The organism is Gordonia sp. CNJ-863, from assembly GCF_001942325.1.
GTDB lineage: Bacteria > Actinomycetota > Actinomycetes > Mycobacteriales > Mycobacteriaceae > Gordonia > Gordonia alkanivorans.
This window is the reverse complement of record NZ_MKKG01000088.1, coordinates 144,575-163,287: the sequence shown is the minus strand read 5'-3', so window position 1 is coordinate 163,287 and position 18,713 is coordinate 144,575. Positions and strand designations below refer to the sequence as shown.

At 66.8% G+C, this 18,713-nt stretch carries 13 protein-coding genes and 1 pseudogene; 2 read left to right on the top strand and 12 right to left on the bottom strand.

The window, feature by feature from the left end; all coding sequences use genetic code 11:
- Position 1 precedes the first annotated feature (1 nt).
- Genes BJF87_RS24510 through BJF87_RS24475 form a run of 8 tightly spaced genes read right to left on the bottom strand, consistent with a single transcriptional unit; the run spans position 2 to position 8,497 of the window.
- Positions 2-1,174 (bottom strand): MlaD family protein, encoded by a 1,173-nt coding sequence (locus BJF87_RS24510; RefSeq protein ID WP_035752767.1) that lies wholly within the window; start codon positions 1,172-1,174, stop codon positions 2-4.
- Positions 1,171-2,328, bottom strand: coding sequence for an MlaD family protein (locus BJF87_RS24505; protein ID WP_372512876.1), 1,158 nt, complete (start codon positions 2,326-2,328; stop codon positions 1,171-1,173). The genes BJF87_RS24510 and BJF87_RS24505 overlap by 4 nt, the downstream gene beginning before the upstream one ends.
- Positions 2,325-3,428: an MCE family protein gene (locus tag BJF87_RS24500; protein WP_075864066.1), complete on the bottom strand. Its 1,104-nt coding sequence runs from the start codon at positions 3,426-3,428 to the stop codon at positions 2,325-2,327. The genes BJF87_RS24505 and BJF87_RS24500 overlap by 4 nt, the downstream gene beginning before the upstream one ends.
- The gene (locus BJF87_RS24495) at positions 3,422-4,411 is read right to left on the bottom strand and encodes an MCE family protein (RefSeq protein ID WP_075864074.1); all 990 of its coding nucleotides are present in this window, start codon (positions 4,409-4,411) and stop codon (positions 3,422-3,424) included. The genes BJF87_RS24500 and BJF87_RS24495 overlap by 7 nt, the downstream gene beginning before the upstream one ends.
- Positions 4,408-5,442 (bottom strand): MCE family protein, encoded by a 1,035-nt coding sequence (locus BJF87_RS24490; RefSeq protein ID WP_042377405.1) that lies wholly within the window; start codon positions 5,440-5,442, stop codon positions 4,408-4,410. Before BJF87_RS24490 ends, BJF87_RS24495 begins: the two co-directional genes overlap by 4 nt.
- Positions 5,439-6,761 carry an MlaD family protein gene (locus BJF87_RS24485; RefSeq protein WP_035752626.1) on the bottom strand — a complete coding sequence of 441 codons (1,323 nt, stop codon included), beginning with the start codon at positions 6,759-6,761 and terminating at the stop codon, positions 5,439-5,441. Before BJF87_RS24485 ends, BJF87_RS24490 begins: the two co-directional genes overlap by 4 nt.
- Positions 6,762-6,771: 10 nt before the next feature.
- Positions 6,772-7,638 carry an ABC transporter permease gene (locus BJF87_RS24480; protein WP_035752627.1) on the bottom strand — a complete coding sequence of 289 codons (867 nt, stop codon included), beginning with the start codon at positions 7,636-7,638 and terminating at the stop codon, positions 6,772-6,774.
- Between the two features lies 1 nt (position 7,639).
- Entirely contained in the window at positions 7,640-8,497 is an 858-nt protein-coding gene (locus BJF87_RS24475; RefSeq protein WP_035752628.1) for an ABC transporter permease, read from the bottom strand.
- Positions 8,498-8,847: 350 nt separating this feature from the next.
- Between BJF87_RS24475 and treZ the strand changes: the two genes are divergently transcribed.
- Complete coding sequence (treZ, locus tag BJF87_RS24470) at positions 8,848-10,572, top strand: malto-oligosyltrehalose trehalohydrolase (protein WP_035752629.1); 1,725 nt, start codon at positions 8,848-8,850, stop codon at positions 10,570-10,572.
- A 1-nt stretch (position 10,573) separates the two neighbouring features.
- Here treZ and ilvA read toward each other — a convergent pair whose 3' ends face one another.
- Positions 10,574-11,953 (bottom strand): threonine ammonia-lyase IlvA, encoded by a 1,380-nt coding sequence (ilvA, locus tag BJF87_RS24465; RefSeq protein ID WP_035752631.1) that lies wholly within the window; start codon positions 11,951-11,953, stop codon positions 10,574-10,576.
- A gap of 291 nt (positions 11,954-12,244) precedes the next feature.
- On the opposite strand from ilvA, the pseudogene BJF87_RS24460 reads away from it, so the two are divergent.
- Positions 12,245-13,152: pseudogene (locus BJF87_RS24460) on the top strand (SMP-30/gluconolactonase/LRE family protein).
- Here the strand turns inward: BJF87_RS24460 and BJF87_RS24455 are convergent.
- The 3 genes from BJF87_RS24455 to BJF87_RS24445 all read right to left on the bottom strand — a co-directional run bounded on the left by BJF87_RS24455 (position 13,095) and on the right by BJF87_RS24445 (position 18,631).
- Positions 13,095-13,364, bottom strand: coding sequence for a hypothetical protein (locus BJF87_RS24455; protein ID WP_005198846.1), 270 nt, complete (start codon positions 13,362-13,364; stop codon positions 13,095-13,097). The pseudogene BJF87_RS24460 and the gene BJF87_RS24455 overlap by 58 nt on opposite strands.
- Before the next feature lie 111 nt (positions 13,365-13,475).
- A complete protein-coding gene (dnaE, locus tag BJF87_RS24450; protein ID WP_035752637.1) occupies positions 13,476-17,018 on the bottom strand; it encodes a DNA polymerase III subunit alpha in 3,543 nt (1,180 codons plus the stop codon).
- Between the two features lie 221 nt (positions 17,019-17,239).
- Positions 17,240-18,631: a serine/threonine-protein kinase gene (locus BJF87_RS24445; protein WP_035752638.1), complete on the bottom strand. Its 1,392-nt coding sequence runs from the start codon at positions 18,629-18,631 to the stop codon at positions 17,240-17,242.
- Positions 18,632-18,713 lie beyond the last annotated feature (82 nt).

Here is an 18,713-nt window from a genome sequence, read left to right as displayed (position 1 = left end):
GTCATTTGTCGAGCGGCACCGTGCGGGCGTTCGGGTCGTAACCCGGTGGGGGCCCTGCGGTGTCGTCGCCCGGCGGTCGTGGTGCGTTGGCCGAACCACGGATCTGCTGGTTCGGATCCTCGGTCACACAGTACAGATTGGTCGGGATGGTCAGCTCGAGGACTTGGGTCGGCCGACGCGGGGTGACCGGGTAGTTGCAGCTCGGTCGCGGATACACCGAACCGAACGTCCACCACGCGCCGTCGTGGAACATGGTGAGGCTCTTGATGCTCGCATCCCGGATCGATGGCATCAGCGTCGCGAGGGCCGGTGCACGCAGCGCGCCCTGCTCGGCGATGTCGAGGAACTGCTTCATCACGTCGGTCACCGGGTCGGTCAGCTGGTTGATCGAACCGGCGAGGCTGGTCATCTGCGACGGGCCGCGGTCGAGCAGCGTGCGCAGCTCCTTGTCGGAGGCCGCGGCGGCGTTGATCAGGTCGCTCAGCCCCGACACCGTGGTCCCGAAGTCGGGCTGGATGTCGGCGGTCGTCTTGAAGATGGTGCCCGCATTCTGGATCAGCTTCGTCGTCTCGGGCAATGCGGTGTAGAGCCGGGCGAAGATCGTTCCGCCCGAGTCGAACAGCACCTCGAGATCGTTGGAGCCGTCCTCGGAGTACAGCGCGATCTTCAGGTTGTCCACGGCCGAGCGCAGTTGCGCCGGATCGATCTGCTGGATGAGTTCCAGCGAGGACTCGAGGAGATCGGAGAACGGCACGGTGACCTTGGTCTGCCCGGCCTCGATCACGTCGCCGTCTTCGAGGTACGGGCCGTCGGTGGTGGTCGGTTGGAAGTCGACGTACTGCTCGCCGGCCGCCGACAACCCCAGCGCGGAGACCTGGGTGTTGCGGTTGATCTTGTACCGGTCGTCGACCGAGACCTTCACCGTCACCGAATCCGGCTCCACGCGAATGGTGTCGACCTCGCCGATACGCGCCCCGCGAAGGGTGACCCCCGAGGTCTCCTGCAGGCCGCCGGAGATCGGGAACTCGATGGTCAGCTTGTACTTGCCCGCCAACGGCTCCCACCGCAACGTGCCGAGCGACAGGTAGCCGAGCCCGACGACCATGACCAGGACGAGCCCGATGTTGCCGGCGAGTACGGAATGCTTGCGGAGGAAACCGAATACGCCGCTCATCCGCAGCACCCCTTGGTTCCGGTGAGTCGGGCGAGCAGCCGCGTGAGCGTCTGCTGGAGCGCTGCCGAGCCCGAATCGACGTCCTCGAGCTCGGGAAGCCTGCTCGCCGAGTCGAACCCGACGCCCGGGTTCAGCCAGTACACCTTTGCCGACACCGCAGCCGCGCTACCCGGCGTGGACTTGATCCACTTGGGGGTCAACGTGTGCAGGTTGTCGGCCAGCGACCCAAGCGGGCCGGCGGCCTGCCGCAGACCGGCCAGCACCGTCGACAGATGCCCGAGCATCTCCACGAGGTTGTCCTGATCGGTGCGCAGGAAGTCGTTGGTTGCCGCGGTCACCTGCTGGGCCTTGTCCAGCGAGGTCAGGATGGAGCCGATCTGGCCGTTCAGCGACTGAAGCGCGGGGCCCAGTTTGTTGATCGAGGCCATGATCTGTGCTCGGCCGTCCGCCAGCTGACCGGTCAGGATTCGGGTGTTCTCCAGCGACCTGTCGACCTGCGCCGAACTCTGATTGAGTTTGCGGATGCCGGTCGTCAGACCGCGGATCGCACCGTTGAGGTCCGTCGGATTGGTCGCGACGGCCGCGCTCAGTTCGGTGAGGATGACCGTGAGCGAGTTCAGCGATCCGCTGTCGACCACGCCGCTCATGCTGATGAGCAGATCCTCGACGGTCGACGCCGCGGAGGTGGGACCGGTCAGGGTGTCTCCATCGACCATGAAGCCCTTCGTGGCAGTGGGCGGCGGCAGCAACGCCACGAACACGTCGCCCAGCGGAGTCGCCTGCCGGAGTTCGGCACCCGTGCCCACGGGCAGTTCGGTCTTCTTGCTGACGTCCATGGTGACGATCGCCGAGTAGTCCTTGGCGACAATGGTGTCGACCTGCCCCACGTCGGTGCCGTTGAGCTTCACCTTGGCGCGTGTCGGCAGATTCAGGGCGTTGTCGAAATTCGCCGTCAGCCGGATGGAGTCACCGATGCCACCGGGGGCCGGCAGCGGGATCTGCTCGACGGTGAGGCCGGGCAACAGGCCACAGCCGGTGAGCCCCATCAGAGCGCTGAGCAGCACCGCCGTCACCGCGCCGCGTCGCATGCGGGAACGGCCACGTGTCGGTTCAGCGACCGTGCGACCAAGGGAAGCGCTTGTCACCGCTCTCATTTCGTCAGCTCCAGCATCGCGGAGTAGATGCCCATGTCCGGACCGAAGTCCTTCAGCTTGCCGGTGCGACAGCCGTCCTTCTGCAGGTTGATCGCGTCGCAGAACATGGCGAGCAACTCGTTGTCGAGGAGCGACTTGTCGAGCAGCACCTGTGCACGCCAGGCGCCCTGCTCGGCGGAGATCGAATTGCTCAGGTTCTGGAACAGCAGCGGACCGACGTCGATGGTCTCCACAACCTGCCGCGAGTAGTCGCTCAGGTTGGCGGTCAGCGCGGCGAGGCGGTCGAAGGAGACCGAGATCGTGTTGGTGTTGTTCTGCAGGAACGCCGTCGTGTTCTGCAGGCTCTGGTTCAGGTTGCGCATGGTCGCCACGAGACCGGGCGACTGCGCGCCGAGCAGCTGGGACACCTCGTTGACCGACTTCGAGAAGGCCGTCATCTTCGGGTAGTTCTTCACCAGCGTGGTGGTGAGTCCCTCGATGGTCTCGATGATGTCGACGAGCGCGTCACTGTTGCCCGAGATCACGTTCGACGCCTGGCCGAGCTGATCAAGGGCGGCACGGATTTCCTCGCCGTTGCCCGTGGCGATGCCCGAGGTGATGTCGATCATGTCCGCGAGAGGTCCCGGACCCGGGCCCTCCCCCTTCAGGCCCACGACGAGACCGTCGATGGCGTCGAACAGTTCACCGACCGAGACCGGGGCCTTCGTCTCCTTCAGCACCGAGCCGTCCTCGAGCTTGGGTCCGCCCTCGTAGGCCGGGGTCAGCTCGACGTGGCGCGTGGTCACGATGGAGGTGTTGACGATGGCCGCCGTCGCGTCGGCAGGCACCGGCACATCGTTGTCGATGGTCATGGTGACCTTGACCCGGTCGCCCTGCGGCTCAACGGCGGTCACCTGACCGACCGGCATGCCGAGGACCGCGACGTCGTTGCTGACGTAGAGGCCGGCGACGTTGTCGAAGTAGGCGGTGACCTCGATCGCCTGCCCGAAGGCGGCCTTCCAGCTGCCCGGGATCATCGAACACCCCGAGAGTCCCACGATGCCGAGCAGGGAGATGCACACGAGGAGCGTCGAACGACGCAGCTTCTGCGGATTCAGCATCCGTCCACCACCCGGGCGAGGCACAGCCAGTTGTCGGGGAAGATGCCCCAGGGCAGGTAACTGTTCGCGTAGGGGCCGTCGCCGATGACGTTGTTGGTCAGACGAGCCGTCACGGGGAGGATTTCCAGTAGCTTGCGCAGGTTGTTGCGGTTCTTCTCCAGCCCCTGCGTGATGGTGTTGAGGTTCGCCATGATCGGGGCGAACTGGTTGGCGTTCTCCCCTGCCACCGCACTGGCCTGTTCGGTGAGTTCGGCGATGCCGTCGAGCAGGCGTGTCACCAGTTCCTCACGGGCCACGATCTTCTGGGTCAGGTCGCGTCCCTGGCCGACGATCACCGCCAGTTGCGCCTGGTTGTCGTTGACGATGTTCGTGATCGTCTTGGTGTCGGCGATCAATTGATTGATCTGGTCCTTGCGGTTGGTGATGACCTCCGACATCTGCGTCAGGGCCTCGAACGTCGGCTCGGTGATCGCGGGGACACCGGCGAGCTGACGATTGAGTGTGCGGATGCTCTGCGAGAGGGTCTGGTCGTCGATACCGGTCAGGATCGGTGCACCCGCTTCGATGGTGCGGTTCAGGTCGTAGGGCACCGCGGTCCGCTCGATGTGGCCGTCGGGTGCTTCCTCGGGCGAATCGCCCAGCGACACATCGACGTAGCGCTGACCGAGCAGCGTCGACATCTTGATCTCGGCCATGCCGTTCTTCGTCACCTTGACGTCGGTGTCGACCTTCATGGTGAGCGCGACGTGCTGGCCGGCGAGTTCGGTTTCGGTGACCTCCCCGACGTCGATGCCGGCGACGCGCACCTTGTCCCCCGGCCGGATTCCGCCGGCCTGGGCGAAGTCGGCGGTGAGCGTCTTCTTCCCGAGATGCGCACCGGCCAGCGCCGTCACGCCCAGCAGAAGTGCGACGATGACGACCGCCCCGATCACGCCGTACCAGACGCGGGTGTTGCTGCGGAACTTCTTGCGGAACCAGCTCATCGGCACACCACCGAATGATTAGTGCCACCGATCTTGTTGAAGATCCCCGGCGGCAGCAGGACATCACCGATCGCGACGTCGAGGTCGCAGGCATAGATGTTCAGGTATGCACCCTCTCCGAGTACCAGCGGGAAGTGGCCGAGGAAGATCGGCGCGTCGACGGCCATCCGGTCGAGCTTGGAGCCGTTCTCGATGAGCGTCCTGGTGGCAATCCGCCCGTTGGTCGCGGCGGCGGCGAGGCTGCCCCGGCTGCGGCTCAGGACGTCGGCGAAACCGTCTGCCGTGCGGCCGATGTCGGAGACCGCGCTGCCGAACGCCGCCGAGTTCGAGTTGAGGTTCGCGATCAGATCGGACATCGACTCGATCACGGTGCCGAGCTGACCGCCCTGACGGGACAGGTCACGCATGACGGTGCTCAGGTTGTTGATGATCGCGCCGATCACGATGTCGCGGTTGGCGGTGTCCTCGGCCAGCCGGCCCACCTCGGCGACGGTGTAGCTCAACGAGACCGAATTGCCCTGGAAAGCCTCGAGGAGACCCTGCGACAATGCGTTGACCTGCTCGGCGTCGAGGGTCTCGAACACCGGCTGGAATCCGGCGAGGAGCTTGGTGACGTCGAAGGAGTCCTCGGACGGCAACTCCAGCGTCGACCCGGGCGCCAGCGGCTTGCTGTCGCGGCCCTCGACCAGGGTCAGATTGAGATACCGCTGACCGATGAGGTTCTGATAGCGGATCGCACCGCGCGTGTTGGTGTAGACCTGTTGGTCGTTCTGCACCTCGAATTCGACTCGGGCGCGCCCGTTGTCGAGTTCGATCTTGTCGACGCGCCCGACGCGGACGCCCGCCATGCGGACGTCGTCGCCGGCGGCGAGTCCCGAGGCGTCGGTGAAGAACGTCGTGTAGTTGTTGGTCGATCCCGACACCGATCGTTCTAGGGTCGAGAAGATCACATACGTCACGAGCAACGCGACGAGACCGAAGATCGTGAAGCCGATCAACGGTTTGCGGATCGAATCCGAGGCCGCGCTCATCGTCCCCCTCCCTGATCAGTGGCAGCGTCACGTGCGTCGATGGACTGGACCAGCGGTCCGAGCATGATCGTGTCGGCGGCCGACGGCGCCCGGCGCAGCACTGCGCCGAGGGTCTTGTTGTCGGCGTCGGTGGTCACCATGCCCACCGGACGGTTCTTGCGCATGCCGTCGGACGGATAGATCCGCAGCGGACCCGACATCGTCGGTCCGGTACCGGTTCCCGGCCCCACGCAACCCGGCCCGCGCAGCGTGCCGTACGGGCCGCCGTTGTACACCGGACAGTTCTGACGCGTGTAGCGGACGAAGGCACCGAAGCTGACGCCGATGTTGAGCTGGACGTGTCCGTTCGTCCCGGTGAAGACCGTGAGCACCCGAGCCGCCAGGTTGTTCAGCGCGATGACCGCCTGCGGCAACGAGTTCGGTTCGAGCACGGTGGCGCCGAGCATGCGGTTCAGGTCGGTGACGAGTCGCTGACCGCCGTTGCCGTTGCGGGCGAACATCAGCTGTAGCTGGTCGAGCAGTCCCTGGTTGCCGGACAGCAGCGCCGCGAGGTCACGCTGCTTCTCGGCGATGGTCACCGCCGGGATCACGCTGCGCCCCAGGGCGTCGAGCAGTTCCGGCGAGGACTCCGCGAGACCGCTGATCGCGGCGTCGAAGTTGTCGAATCCCGGGGGTGCACCCGGCGGGAACTGTGCGTTGATCGCGTCGAAGTAGGTCCGCAGCACGCCGACGAACGAGCCGAACACCGATCCGCCGCCCTTGAGGGCGTCGGCGACGACGCCGAGTACCTGGGCGAGTTCCTCCGGCGGCACCGCGTCGAGGATGGCATTCAACTCGTTCTGCGCGTCCTGCAGCTTGATCGTCTCGAGCGACGTGTCGGCGGGGATGGAGTCACCCGACGACAGTCGTTCGGTACCCGGCTCGGCGGGTCGGACGAGTTCGACGGAGTTGACGCCGAACAGGTTCGACGGCACGGTCCGTGCGGTCACCGACGCCGGGATGCCCTCGGCCTGCGCGGGCACGATGTCGATCTCGACCTTCTTGATCACCTTCGCGGCGTCGACCCGGTCGCCGGAATCGCCGACCGAGATGGACTTCACCGAGCCGACGATGAGGCCGTTGTACCGGACGTCGGCGCCCGACGTCAGACCGTCACCGATGTCGACGAGGTCGGCGGTCACACCCACCGTTTTGCTGAAGGTTCCCTGGTACCGCATGAACAGCAGCACGAAGATCACCAGCAGCACCAGCAGGAAGGCGATGCCGCGCAGCACGAATTGCATCAGCGAGGGGTTACGCCCGTCGGTTGCGATGTTCACCGGCGCTCCCTCATCCCGAGATCTTGATTCCGGGCGAGGTGCCCCAGAACACGAGTGTCATGACCAGGTTCGCGAACACGATCACGATGATCGCGAGCCGGATGGCATGTCCGGCAGCAATTCCCACACCTTCGGGTCCCCCAGCGGCGAAGTATCCGTAGTAGCACTGGATGAACGTCGTCAGCAGCACGAAGACGATCACCTTGATGAACGAGAACACCATGTCCCAGGACACGATGAACTGGTTGAAGTAGTAGAGGTAGGTGCCCTCGCCCTGGCCGCTCTGGAGCATGAACATGAACTGGCACGCAAGGTAGTTGGCGGCCAGCGACACCGAGTACAGCGGGACGATCGCGATGACCGCGGCCAGCATGCGGGTGGTGACCAGGTACGGCAGCGGCCGGATGGCGATCGCCTCGAGGGCGTCGATCTCCTCGGCGATGCGCATCGAACCGAGCTGGGCCGTGAAGCGGCAACCCGATTGCGCGGTGAACGCCGTCGCCGCGAGCAGCGGGGCGATCTCACGCGTCGTCGCGAACGCCGACAGACCACCGGTCACCGGCGACATGCCGAGCAGGTTCAGCGCGGTGTAACCCTCGATGCCGACGGTCGCACCGCCCATGATCCCGAGGATCACCATGACGCCGACCGTGCCGCCGCCCACGACGATCGCGCCGTTGCCCCACGCGACGTCGGCGAGCAGGCGCCAGACTTCTTTGCTGTAGTGCCGGAAGGCCAGCGGGACCGCGCCGATCGAGCGGACGAGGAAGGTGATGAGATGCCCCATCGCCGCGAGGGCGTCGCGCGGACCGCGATAGACGGCCTTGGCGGCCTCCAGGGGTTTCAGCGCGGGTGGCACATACCGTGACGCGGTCATCTCACACCACCTTCGCCGGGAAGAGGATCGCGAACAGCTGCGTGAGGATCACGTTCACGGTGAACAGGAGCAGGACGGAGTTGACCACCGCGGCGTTCACCGAGTTGGCGACGCCGGCGGGACCACCCTTTGTCGAGAGGCCGCGATCGCAGGCGACGATCGCCACGATCGCGCCGAATATGACGGCCTTGGCCAACGCGAACATCAGGTCCGCGGTCGTCGCAAAGGACGCAAAGGTGCCCGTGTAACTGCCTGGCGTACCGCCCTGGAAGTACACGTTGAAGACGTAACCGGTGATGAAGCCGACGAAGCAGACGAAGCCGCAGAGCAGGAAACTGACCACCATCGTGGCGAGCAGACGCGGCGAGATCAGACGCTCGATGGGGTTGACGCCCATCACCTTCATGGCGTCGATCTCGTCGCGGATGGTGCGGGAACCGAGGTCGGCCGCGATGGCCGAACCGACCGCGCCCGCGAGGAGCAGCGAGGTGACCAGGGGCGCACCCTGACGGATGACGCCGAGGCCGGTGGCCGCGCCGGAGAACGACGTCGCGCCGACCTGGCCGGCGATGTTGGACACCTGGATCGACACGATGACGCCGATCGGGATGGCGACGAGCAGGGTCGGGAACACCGAGGTGCTCGCCATGAAGGCGCACTGTCGGATGAACTCACCGAATGGGAAACGCCGCTTGAAGAGGTCGACGAAGAGCGTACGGAACACCTCGACGAACATGCCCAGCTGGCGTCCGAAGGTGTCGAAGGACGCGACGACATGTTTGTCGAACCACGACCGAACCGCACCCGGTCTCTTCCGACCGACCTCCTCGTCATCCGAGGTGACTGCGTCTGTGCTCAATCCCTACCCTTGCGTCTCGGCTTACCCGTTCACCGGCCGTCAGGTCGCCGTGCGTCGGTGTTGTCTCAAACTCCCGAACCGCTAGGCTGATCTGCTCGAGGTGCCCCCATGGGCATGAGCGTCGCCGTAATATACCCCACTCTCATCTTCGAGTGTGTGCGGCCTCACAGTATCGCGCGGTGCGACTTCGGTGACCCCGACATACCTTGCATGATGTGAGCAACTCCCCGACGATGTCCGCGACCGACCAGAGCACCACAACTTGGTCGGCCGACCAACGGGAACAGAACCCCCCACTTCGTTCCAATGCAGCTCCGTTTCAACCGCCGACCTCGGTGAACGAGATACGAGTGTGGGCCCCAGAGGCGGACAGGGTGGACCTCGTCGTACGATCCGGAGGTTCGGACTCCCGTTCACGGTCGGTACCGTTGTCCGCCGACGCGGGAGGGTGGTGGCGGGTCCCCGCGGACTCCGCGATCGAAACCGGTCCGGACCTCCGCTACGGGTTCTCGATCGACGGTGGACCGGTGCGTCCCGATCCGCGCTCGGTCCGTCAACCCGAAGGCGTCCACGAGATGTCGGCGCTGTTCACCGTCGACGACTCGTCGTGGAGCGACGCCGGCTGGACGGGCCGCGATGTGCACGGCGCGGTGATCTACGAACTCCACCTCGGGACCTTCACCCCGGCAGGCACTCTCGACTCCGCGATCGAAAGGCTCGACCACCTGGTCGATCTCGGCGTCGATCTCGTCGAACTGATGCCGGTCAACGCTTTCAACGGCACCCATAACTGGGGTTACGACGGAGTCGGATGGTACGCCGTGCAGGAAACCTACGGCGGCCCGGCGGCACTCGCCCGGTTCGTGGACGCGTGCCACGCCAAGGGGCTCGGCGTCGTCCTCGACGTCGTCTACAACCATCTGGGCCCGTCGGGCAACTATCTGCCTGACTTCGGGCCCTATCTCAGCGAAGGCACGACGTCGTGGGGATCGTCGGTCAACCTGTCCGGACCCGACTCCGACGAGGTACGGGCGTTCATCGCCGGCACCGCACTGCGCTGGTTCACCGAGTTCCACGTCGACGGACTACGACTCGACGCCGTCCACGCCCTCGCCGACCATCGTGCGGTCCACATCCTCGAGGAACTGGCCGCCGCGACGGATGCACTGTCGGCCGAACTCGGGCGTCCGCTGTCGCTGATCGCGGAGAGCGATCTGAACGACCCGCGGTTGTTCCTGCCGCGGTCGGCCGGCGGTCTCGGGCTGGCCGCCCAGTGGGACGACGACATCCATCACGCCGTCCACACCCTCGTCTCGGGTGAACGACAGGGCTACTACGCCGACTTCGGCAGTTTCGAGTGTCTCGCAAAGGTCCTGACGGGCGGGTTCTTCCACGACGGCACCTACTCGTCGTTCCGGCGGCGCTGCCACGGCCGGCCGATCCCGACCGATCGGGTGCCCGCGTCGTCGCTGCTGGCCTACACGTGCACCCACGATCAGGTGGGCAATCGCGCGATCGGCGACCGGCCGAGCGCCAACCTGGACGGCGGACAGCTCGCGATCAAGGCCGCCCTGATCCTGTTGTCCCCGTTCACCCCGATGCTGTTCATGGGCGAGGAGTGGGCCGCCGCAACGCCGTTCCAGTTCTTCACCTCCCACCCCGAACCGGAACTGGGCCGGGCGACCGCGGAGGGCCGGAAGGCGGAGTTCGCCGAGCACGGTTGGGACAGTGGCGATGTGCCCGACCCGCAGGACCCGGAGACCTTCGAGCGGTCGAAGCTGGACTGGTCGGAGCCGGCCCGGCCCGACCACGCCCGCGTGCTCGACTTCTACCGGTCACTGATCGCGCTCCGGAAAACCGAAGCAGCCCTGCATGATCCGGCGTTCTCCTCCGTCGACGCCGAATTCGACGAGGCGGCAGGCTGGTTCGCGATGCACCGCGGCGAGTGGTCGGTGGTGTGCGTCCCCGGCGACGCGCCCGTGTCACTCCCCTGGCCGCTCGACATCCGGCTGGCTTGGGAGCAACCGGCCGACGGTGTGTCGCCCGGCCATAACGTGATCGTCGGGCTGCGGTAGATCAGGTCAGATACTCGTAGGCCGGCGAACCGGGCTCGAGGCGCTCACAGTGCAGGCGCGAGCGCGCCATCCGGTCCATCAGGGCACCGAGGCCGTCGGGGCTGCCGAGCTCGACACCCACCAGTGCGGCACCGGTCTCGCGGTTGTTGCGCTTGACGTATTCGAAGAGGGTGATGTCGTCGTCGGGTCCCAAGACCTCGTCGAGGAAGCGACGCAGCGCGCCGGGCTCCTGCGGGAAGTCGACCAGGAAGTAGTGCTTCAGGCCCCGATGCACCAGTGAGCGTTCGATGATCTCGCCGTAGCGGGAGACATCGTTGTTGCCGCCGGACACCAGACACACGACGACCGTGTCGTCGGGCAGTCGCAGCTTGTCCAATGCGGCGACCGCCAGTGCTCCGGCCGGTTCGGCGATGATGCCCTCGTTCTGGTACAGCTCCAGCATCGCCGAGCAGATGGCGCCCTCGTCGACGTGCGTGATGTGCGCCGTCCCGGGGGTCGGAGACACCGGACCGTCGTCGATGATCTGCGCAGCGGGGGTCGCGGAGATGCCGGCGAGCATCGGGTGATCACTGACGCTCGCGCCGAGTTCGGACATCACCCGGTGGCCGATGGTGCCGATCCGCTTCACGGCCGCGCCGTCGACGAAGGGGTCGATCTCGTCGAGGGTGATCGGCCCGCCGTTGACCAGCGCCGCACTCAACGACACGGCGCCGGTCGGTTCGATGCCGATGATCGTCACCTCGTCGGAGAGTCCGCGCAGATAGGTGGCCATGCCGGCCAGACAACCGCCGCCACCGACGGGCGCGACGACGACGTCGGGCACGCGGCCCAGCTGTTCGACGATCTCGCGCGCGATGGTTCCCTGCCCAGCCGCGGTCCGCGGGTCGTCGAAGGCGTGAATCCATGCGGAGCCGGTGCTCATCACATCGGCCTGCGCGGCCGCCGCCGCGGCGTCGTAGGTCTCCCCGATCGCCTTCAGCTCAACGAAATCGCCGCCGTGCCATGCGATCCGGTCGCGCTTCTGCTTCGGGGTGGTGGTCGGGACGTAGATCCGTCCGGGCACCTTCATGCTCTTGCACGCGAAAGCGACGCCCTGGGCGTGGTTTCCGGCACTGGCCGCCACCACACCGCGGGACAGCTCCTCGGCCGAGAGTTGGGCCATCACGTTGTACGCGCCGCGGATCTTGTAGGAGCGTACGGTCTGCAGATCCTCGCGCTTGAGGTAGATCTGGGCACCCGACCCCGACAGTCGCGGGCAGGCCTCGAGCGGGGTACGCGCCACGGCGTCGGCGATTCGCTCCGACGCCGCCTCGATGGCGTCGAGACTCAGTGCCGGACCGTGCTGGTGAACGGGGACGTGGTGCGTACTCACGACTGCCATGGTCTCACTGCGCGAGATCGTTCGAGGCGCCCGGGTACATCGATTTCGGCAAGGTCGGTGTGCTCGGCCGCTGCGGTCGGCCTCATTCCGGGGTTGCCCCACCCCGCAGGTGGGTATGTTCGCGACGTCGCTCGTCGCACGCGGACGGTATGCAGGGCCGCGCGAGGAGAAGGCACGTACGACCCGCCACCTGAACAGGGAGCAGTCATGACATCTCGCCATCCATCTCCGCGCCGGTCCCGGCGTACCTCTCGCCTCACCCGGATCGCCGCCGGCGCGGCGTCCGCGGCCATGGCGCTGGGTCTGGCCACCGCCATCGGTCCGGCGCCCGCCTCGGCTGCGCCGTCGTGTCCGGGTGCCGCCCCCGCCCGACTCGTCGGCGTCGTTCCGGGCGCCGCGCTCGAAGGCCTCACCGTCGACGCCGGCGGACGCCTCTACACCACCGACCTCATCTCGGGTCGCGTGTATCGGCTGAACGGCCTGGTGCACCTGCGGTCCCGATCGCGCGAGTTCCCGGCGGTAGCGGTGCGGGCGCGCTCGCCTGGACTCCGGGTGGAACCCTGCTGGTCGGTTACGGAGCCGATCCCCGCGTCTTCGTCGGTGACGCGCTACGCCACGCGTCCATCGGGCGCCTGGATGTCAACACCCGCGCGTTTCGGCCGTGGGTGACCGGGCTGTCGGCCGCGAACGGGATGGATGTGGCCGCGAGCGGAAACGTGTACGCCACCAACGACTTCGGCAATCTCATCGGACGGGTCTCACCGGGCGGGGCGGTGAGCGCCGCGTGGGGCGCGCTGCCGAGTGCCAACGGCGCGGTCCTGAGCCGCGACGACCGCTGGCTCTACGTCTCGCGCACCTTCGTGAACACGGGTGTCAGCCGGATCTCGACGACGAATCCGCGCGTGGTGCAGAGCCTGCTCGGCGTGGGTGCACCGTCGACCCCCGATGGGCTGACGCTCGATTCACGTGACCGGCCCGTTGTGCCGTTCAACGCGACCGGTGAGATCGTCCGGATCACCTCGCCCGGACGCTACTGCGTGCTGGCGAGCGGACTGCCGACGTCGAGCGTGCTCTCCTACGGTCGCGGCGACCGCGGGTTCGCGGCCGGACGTCTGTACCGGGCCGGATTCGACGGACGGATCTACGAGATCCCGGGCGGGTTCGATCGGGGCGCGACCGCCGCGTTCCCGGGCAGGTAGCGCTCACCCCACCACACCGCGAGGACCGCCACCGCCGTCACCCACGCAGTGGCCTGCAACGATCCGAAGATCAGCAGGGTCACGACGGCGGTGGCGACACCTGCGAGGACCGCGTGGGCCTTGTGGGCCGGCCACTCGACGCCGAAGACCTCGACCGTGCGCTGCGCACGCCGAACCGGACGGTGCGCGTTGATGCCGATCATCGTGGTCATCTGCGAACACTCCCCTCGACGGCTGGGCGTGACTGGACGTGCCGTCGAGTATAGCGCCTGTCGAAGAGAAATGTTCGGCGGGGCGAAACCATGGTGATGGTCGCCCAGGAATCAGCCCAGACAACTGGGTCCGAGCAGTGCTTTCAGGTCGCCCATCAGCGCGGAACTCGGCGCGACCCGCAGGGACTCGGTCAGCTTGAGCTGCGTCTGCCGCTTGTCGCTGACCAGCGTGACGTGCACGTCGGCCATACCCGGATGTCGGGTCAGCACCTGCTTGAGCGCCTGCACCCGATCCGGGGTGCAGAGTCGGGCGGACAGCGTGAGTGCGACCGGCTTGGTCGCGCCGGCGGTCTCCAGGTCGGGGACGGCGAGGTCGTTGGCGGAGATCATCATGCTGTCTTCGCGCAGGTTCACGCGGGCCTTGATCAGCACGATGTTGTCGGCCACGATGTCCATCCCGTACGCGACGTAGGCGCGCGGGAAGAAGTAGACCTCGACACCACCGACCATGTCTTCGAGGGTGACCGCGGCCCACGGCTCGCCCTTCTTGTTCACCCGGCGCGTCACCGACGAGATGATGCCGCCGATCGTGATCTGCGCACCGTCGGAGATGTTGCCTTCCAGCAGCGACGTGATCGAGGTGTCGGTGTGCGCGGCGATGGCGTGTTCGACGCCGGCCAGCGGATGCCCGGAGACGTAGAGGCCCAGCATCTCCCGCTCGATCGCGAGCTTGTGCTTGGTGTCCCACTCCTCCTCGGGGACCTTGACGGCGAAGACCTCGGCCATCGAGTCGTCGGCTCCGCCGGCATCGCCGAAGAGGTCGAACTGTCCGATCGCCTCGGCCTTCTTGGTGCCGATCACCGATTCGACGGCTTCGGCGTGCACGAGGAACAAGCCCTTGCGCGGATGGCCGAGAGAGTCGAAGGCGCCCGCCTTGATCAGCGATTCCGTCACCTTCTTGTTGCAGGCGGTGACATCGATCTTGCCGAGGTAGTCGGAGAAGCTGGTGAACTTCCCCTTCTCCTCGCGCGCGTTGATGATCGACCCGACGACGCCCGACCCGACGTTGCGGATGGCGGCGAGACCGAAGCGGATGTCGGCACCGACGGCCGCGAAGTTGCGCTGCGACTCGTTGACGTCCGGCGGGAGGACGGTGATACCGAGCTTGCGGCAGTCGGCGAGGTAGATCGCCGCCTTGTCCTTGTCGTCGCCGACCGAGGTGAGCAGACCGGCCATGTACTCGGCGGGATAGTTCGCCTTCAGGTAGGCGGTCCAGAAGGAGACGAGACCGTAGCCCGCGGCGTGCGATTTGTTGAACGCGTAGCCGGCGAACGGCAACACCGTGTCCCACAGGGCGGTGATCGCCGCCTGCGAGAAGCCGTTGTTGCGCATACCCTCCGCGAAGCCGTCGTAGGCCTCGTCGAGGATCTCCTTCTTCTTCTTGCCCATCGCGCGACGGAGCAGGTCTGCTTGTCCGAGCGAGTACCCGGCGACCTTCTGCGCGATCTGCATGATCTGCTCTTGGTAGACGATCAGACCGTAGGTCTCGGAGAGGATCTCCTTCAGCGGCTCCTCGAGCTCCGGGTGGATCGGCCGGATCTCCTGGAGACCGTTCTTGCGCTTGGCGTAGTCGGTGTGGGCGTTCACACCCATCGGACCGGGTCGGTACAGCGCCAGGACGGCGACGATGTCCTCGAACCCGGTGGGCTGCATCATCTTCAGGAGTTCGCGCATGGCCGCGCCGTCGAGCTGGAACACGCCGAGCGTGTCGCCGCGGGCGAGCAGCTCGTAGGTCTTCTCGTCCTCCAGCGGCAGCGAGTCGAGGTCCAGGTCGATCCCGCGGTTGAGCTTGATGTTCTCCAGGGCGTCACCGATGACGGTGAGGTTGCGCAGACCCAGGAAGTCCATCTTCAGCAGGCCGATGGCCTCGCACGACGGGTAGTCCCAGCCGGTGATGATCGCGCCGTCCTGCGCACGTTTCCACACCGGGATCGCGTCGGTCAGCGGCTCCGACGACATGATCACGGCACAGGCGTGGACACCGGCGTTGCGGATCAGGCCCTCGAGGCCGAGTGCCGTGTCGTAGATCTTCTTGACATCCGGGTCGGTCTCGATGAGCGTGCGGACCTCGGTGGCCTCGCCATAGCGCTCGTGCTCGGGGTTGGTGATGCCCCAGACCGGGATGTCCTTGGCCATGATGGGCGGCGGCAACGCCTTGGTGATGCGGTCGGCGATCGCGAAACCCGGCTGGCCGAACTGGACTCGGGCGGAGTCCTTGATGGCGGCCTTGGTCTTGATGGTTCCGAAGGTGATGACCTGGGCGACCTTGTCGCTGCCCCACCGCTCGGTCGCGTAGCGGACCATCTCGCCACGACGGCGGTCGTCGAAGTCGATGTCGATATCGGGCATCGACACACGCTCGGGGTTGAGGAATCGCTCGAACAGCAGTCCGTGCGGGATGGGGTCGATGTTGGTGATGCCCAGCGCCCAGGCGACGAGCGAACCGGCCGCCGAACCACGGCCCGGGCCGACGCGGATGCCGACCTCGAGGGCGTGGCGGATCAGGTCGCCGACCACCAGGAAGTAGGCCGGGAAACCCATCTGGATGATGACGTCGAGCTCGTAGTTGGCGCGATCGAGGTACTCCTGCGGCACCTCGGTACCGGCGAAACGACGCTCCCGGAGACCCTTCGCGACCTCCTTGCGCAGGAAGGTCTGCTGGGTCTCGCCGTCGGGCACCGGGAAGACCGGCATGCGGTCGCGGTGGGTGAAGACTTCTTTGTAGGACTGGACGCGCTCGCCGATCTCGAGCGTGTTGTCACATGCGCCCGGGACCACCGAGTCCCACTGCTCGCGCATTTCCGCGGCCGACTTCAGGTAGTAGCCGTCGCCGTCGAACTTGAAGCGGGTGGGGTCGGACAGAGTCTTGCCGGTCTGCACGCACAGCAGCGCCTCGTGGGCGGCGGCATGCTCCTTGGTGACGTAGTGGCAGTCGTTGGTGACGATCGGCTTGATGCCGAGCTTGCGGCCGATGTCGAGGAGACCGTCGCGCACGCGGCGCTCGATCTCGAGGCCGTGCTCCATCAGCTCGAGGTAGAAGTTCTCCTTGCCGAAGATCTCCTGCCACTTCGCCGCGGCCTCGAGGGCTTCGCGGTCGTGACCCAGGCGCAGACGGGTCTGCACCTCACCCGACGGGCAGCCGGTGGTCGCGATGATGCCCTCGGCGTATTCGGCGATCAGGTCGGCGTCCATACGGGACCACTTGCCGAGCTGCCCCTCGATGGAGGCGAGCGAGGACAGCTTGAACAGGTTCCGCAGACCGGTCGCGTTCTCGGCGACCATCGTCATGTGCGTGTAGGCACCCGAACCCGAGACGTCGTCGCTCTTCTGTTCGCGCGAACCCCACTGGACACGTTTGGTGTCGAACCGCGAACCGGGTGCGATGTAGGCCTCGATACCGATGATCGGCTTGATGTCGTTCTTGATCGCGGTGTTGTAGAACTCGCTGGCACCGAACATGTTCCCGTGGTCGGTCATGCCGATCGCGGTCATGCCCAGCCGTTTGGCCTCGGCGAACAACGGTGACACCTTGGCCGCACCGTCGAGCATCGAGTACTCGGTGTGGTTGTGCAGGTGAACAAACGAGTCCGTCACTGTGCCTCTTCTGTGCTCGCTGGTTGCTGTGCTCGCTGGTTGCTGTGTCCGTGGTCGTTTCGCGCGCTGATCGTGCGCACGCCGGTCGCCGAGTCCGGGTCTACTTTAGGCGCGCGCACCGACACCCACCGGAAGGCACTCCGGGCCGTGACGAATGGGGCGGCTGTGACACCATGTGCGCCTCGCGCACGCCCACCTCGCGGGCTGCAGCATCAGACGAACTACAGGGCCACGACGAACACGAGGACGATCAGGATCAGCAGCACGGCTGCCACCCCGGCCAGCACCAGGGGCAGGCGGTTCGAACCCGACCGAGTGGGACCACCGGAGGACACGGTCCCGCCCGGGAACGGTGGGCCGCTCGGGGGGCGGCCCATCGGACCCGACCCCGCGGCGCGGAGGTGGTCGTTGGTCTGGCGGTGCGGGCCGGACGGCGGGTGTTGCCAGACGGCGGGGTCCGCGCCGGTCGCCGGACGCGATGGTGCCTGCCGTTCTTGCCGCCTGTCCGGGACGGGGCGTCCCGGGGTCTGGCGCGGTGCGGCCCGCCGAGTTGCCTCCCCGCCGGGCGGGGTCGGTGACGGTCCGCGGTACACCGGACGTCCCGGGGGCGGAGATGTGGGCGGACCCGGTCGACGGGCCGCCGGCGTCGAGGCGGGATGGTTCCGGAGGACCGGCCGGGGTGAGGGTCCGCGTACGGTGACGGCTCCGGCGTCGGGTACCGGCGACGGTTGCACCGGCCGGACACTCGCCGTCAGCGCCTCGGCGAACTCGCGGCAGTTCGCGAACCGCTCCTCGGGCGTCTTCGCCATGGCCCTCGAGATCACCGCGTCGACCCCCGACGGCAGTCCGGGTACGAGCTCGGACGCCCGCGGCACCGGCTCCTTGAGGTGTGCGCCGATGACCGCCCCGGTGTCGCGGTCGTCGAACGGCACCCAGCCGGTGAGCAGATGGAAGGTGGAGGCCGCCAGGGAGTACTGATCGCTGCGGCCGTCGAGCGTCCGCCCCATGAGCTGTTCGGGTGAGGCGTAGGACAGGGTCGCGAGGACGGTGCCGACCGACGTGAGCGCCTCGGTCTCGTCGGAGATCTTGGCGACGCCGAAGTCGGTCAGCAGCACCCGCTGCTCATCGACCGGCGAGTCCTCGTCGACCTCGGCGAGCAGGATGTTGCCGGGTTTGACGTCGCGATGGGTGAGGCCACGGCGGTTGGCATGGTCGATGCCGCGGGCGACCTGCGAGACGATGTGGGCGACCCGCGGCGGCGCGAACCGTCCGATGCTGTGCAGTTCGCGGGCACAGTCGGTGCCCGGCACGTACTGCATCGCGATCCAGAGCAGGTCGGACTGACCGGATTTCGACGCGACGGGGACCGTCGCCCGGCCACGGTTGAAGACGGTGACGATGTTGGGGTGGTCCAGCGTCGCCGCCACCTCCGCTTCCCGGAGGAACCGGCGACGGAAGTTGTTGTCGGTCAGGCCCGCCGAGTCCTTCAGGACTTTCAGGGCGTCGTACCTGGGGAGCTCGGGGTGCCGCGCGAGGAAGACAGCGCCCATTCCACCGCTGCCGAGGAGTCGCTCGACGCGGTACCCGGCGATCACCGTTCCAGGCTCGAACACCCTCTCAATCTAGGCGAGTTGCCCGGTGATGTCGCCGGTTGACGACCGAACGAATGCCGCCACCACCGGCACGGATCCGGCA

Coding starts and splice junctions, on each gene's coding strand:
- BJF87_RS24510 (WP_035752767.1), bottom strand. CDS start 1,174: ATGAGCGGCGTATTCGGTTTCCTCCGCAAGCATTCCGTACTCGCCGGC.
- BJF87_RS24505 (WP_372512876.1), bottom strand. CDS start 2,328: ATGAGAGCGGTGACAAGCGCTTCCCTTGGTCGCACGGTCGCTGAACCG.
- BJF87_RS24500 (WP_075864066.1), bottom strand. CDS start 3,428: ATGCTGAATCCGCAGAAGCTGCGTCGTTCGACGCTCCTCGTGTGCATC.
- BJF87_RS24495 (WP_075864074.1), bottom strand. CDS start 4,411: ATGAGCTGGTTCCGCAAGAAGTTCCGCAGCAACACCCGCGTCTGGTAC.
- BJF87_RS24490 (WP_042377405.1), bottom strand. CDS start 5,442: ATGAGCGCGGCCTCGGATTCGATCCGCAAACCGTTGATCGGCTTCACG.
- BJF87_RS24480 (WP_035752627.1), bottom strand. CDS start 7,638: ATGACCGCGTCACGGTATGTGCCACCCGCGCTGAAACCCCTGGAGGCC.
- ilvA (WP_035752631.1), bottom strand. CDS start 11,953: ATGGCAGTCGTGAGTACGCACCACGTCCCCGTTCACCAGCACGGTCCG.
- BJF87_RS24455 (WP_005198846.1), bottom strand. CDS start 13,364: ATGACCACGATGATCGGCATCAACGCGCACCGTCCGGTTCGGCGTGCG.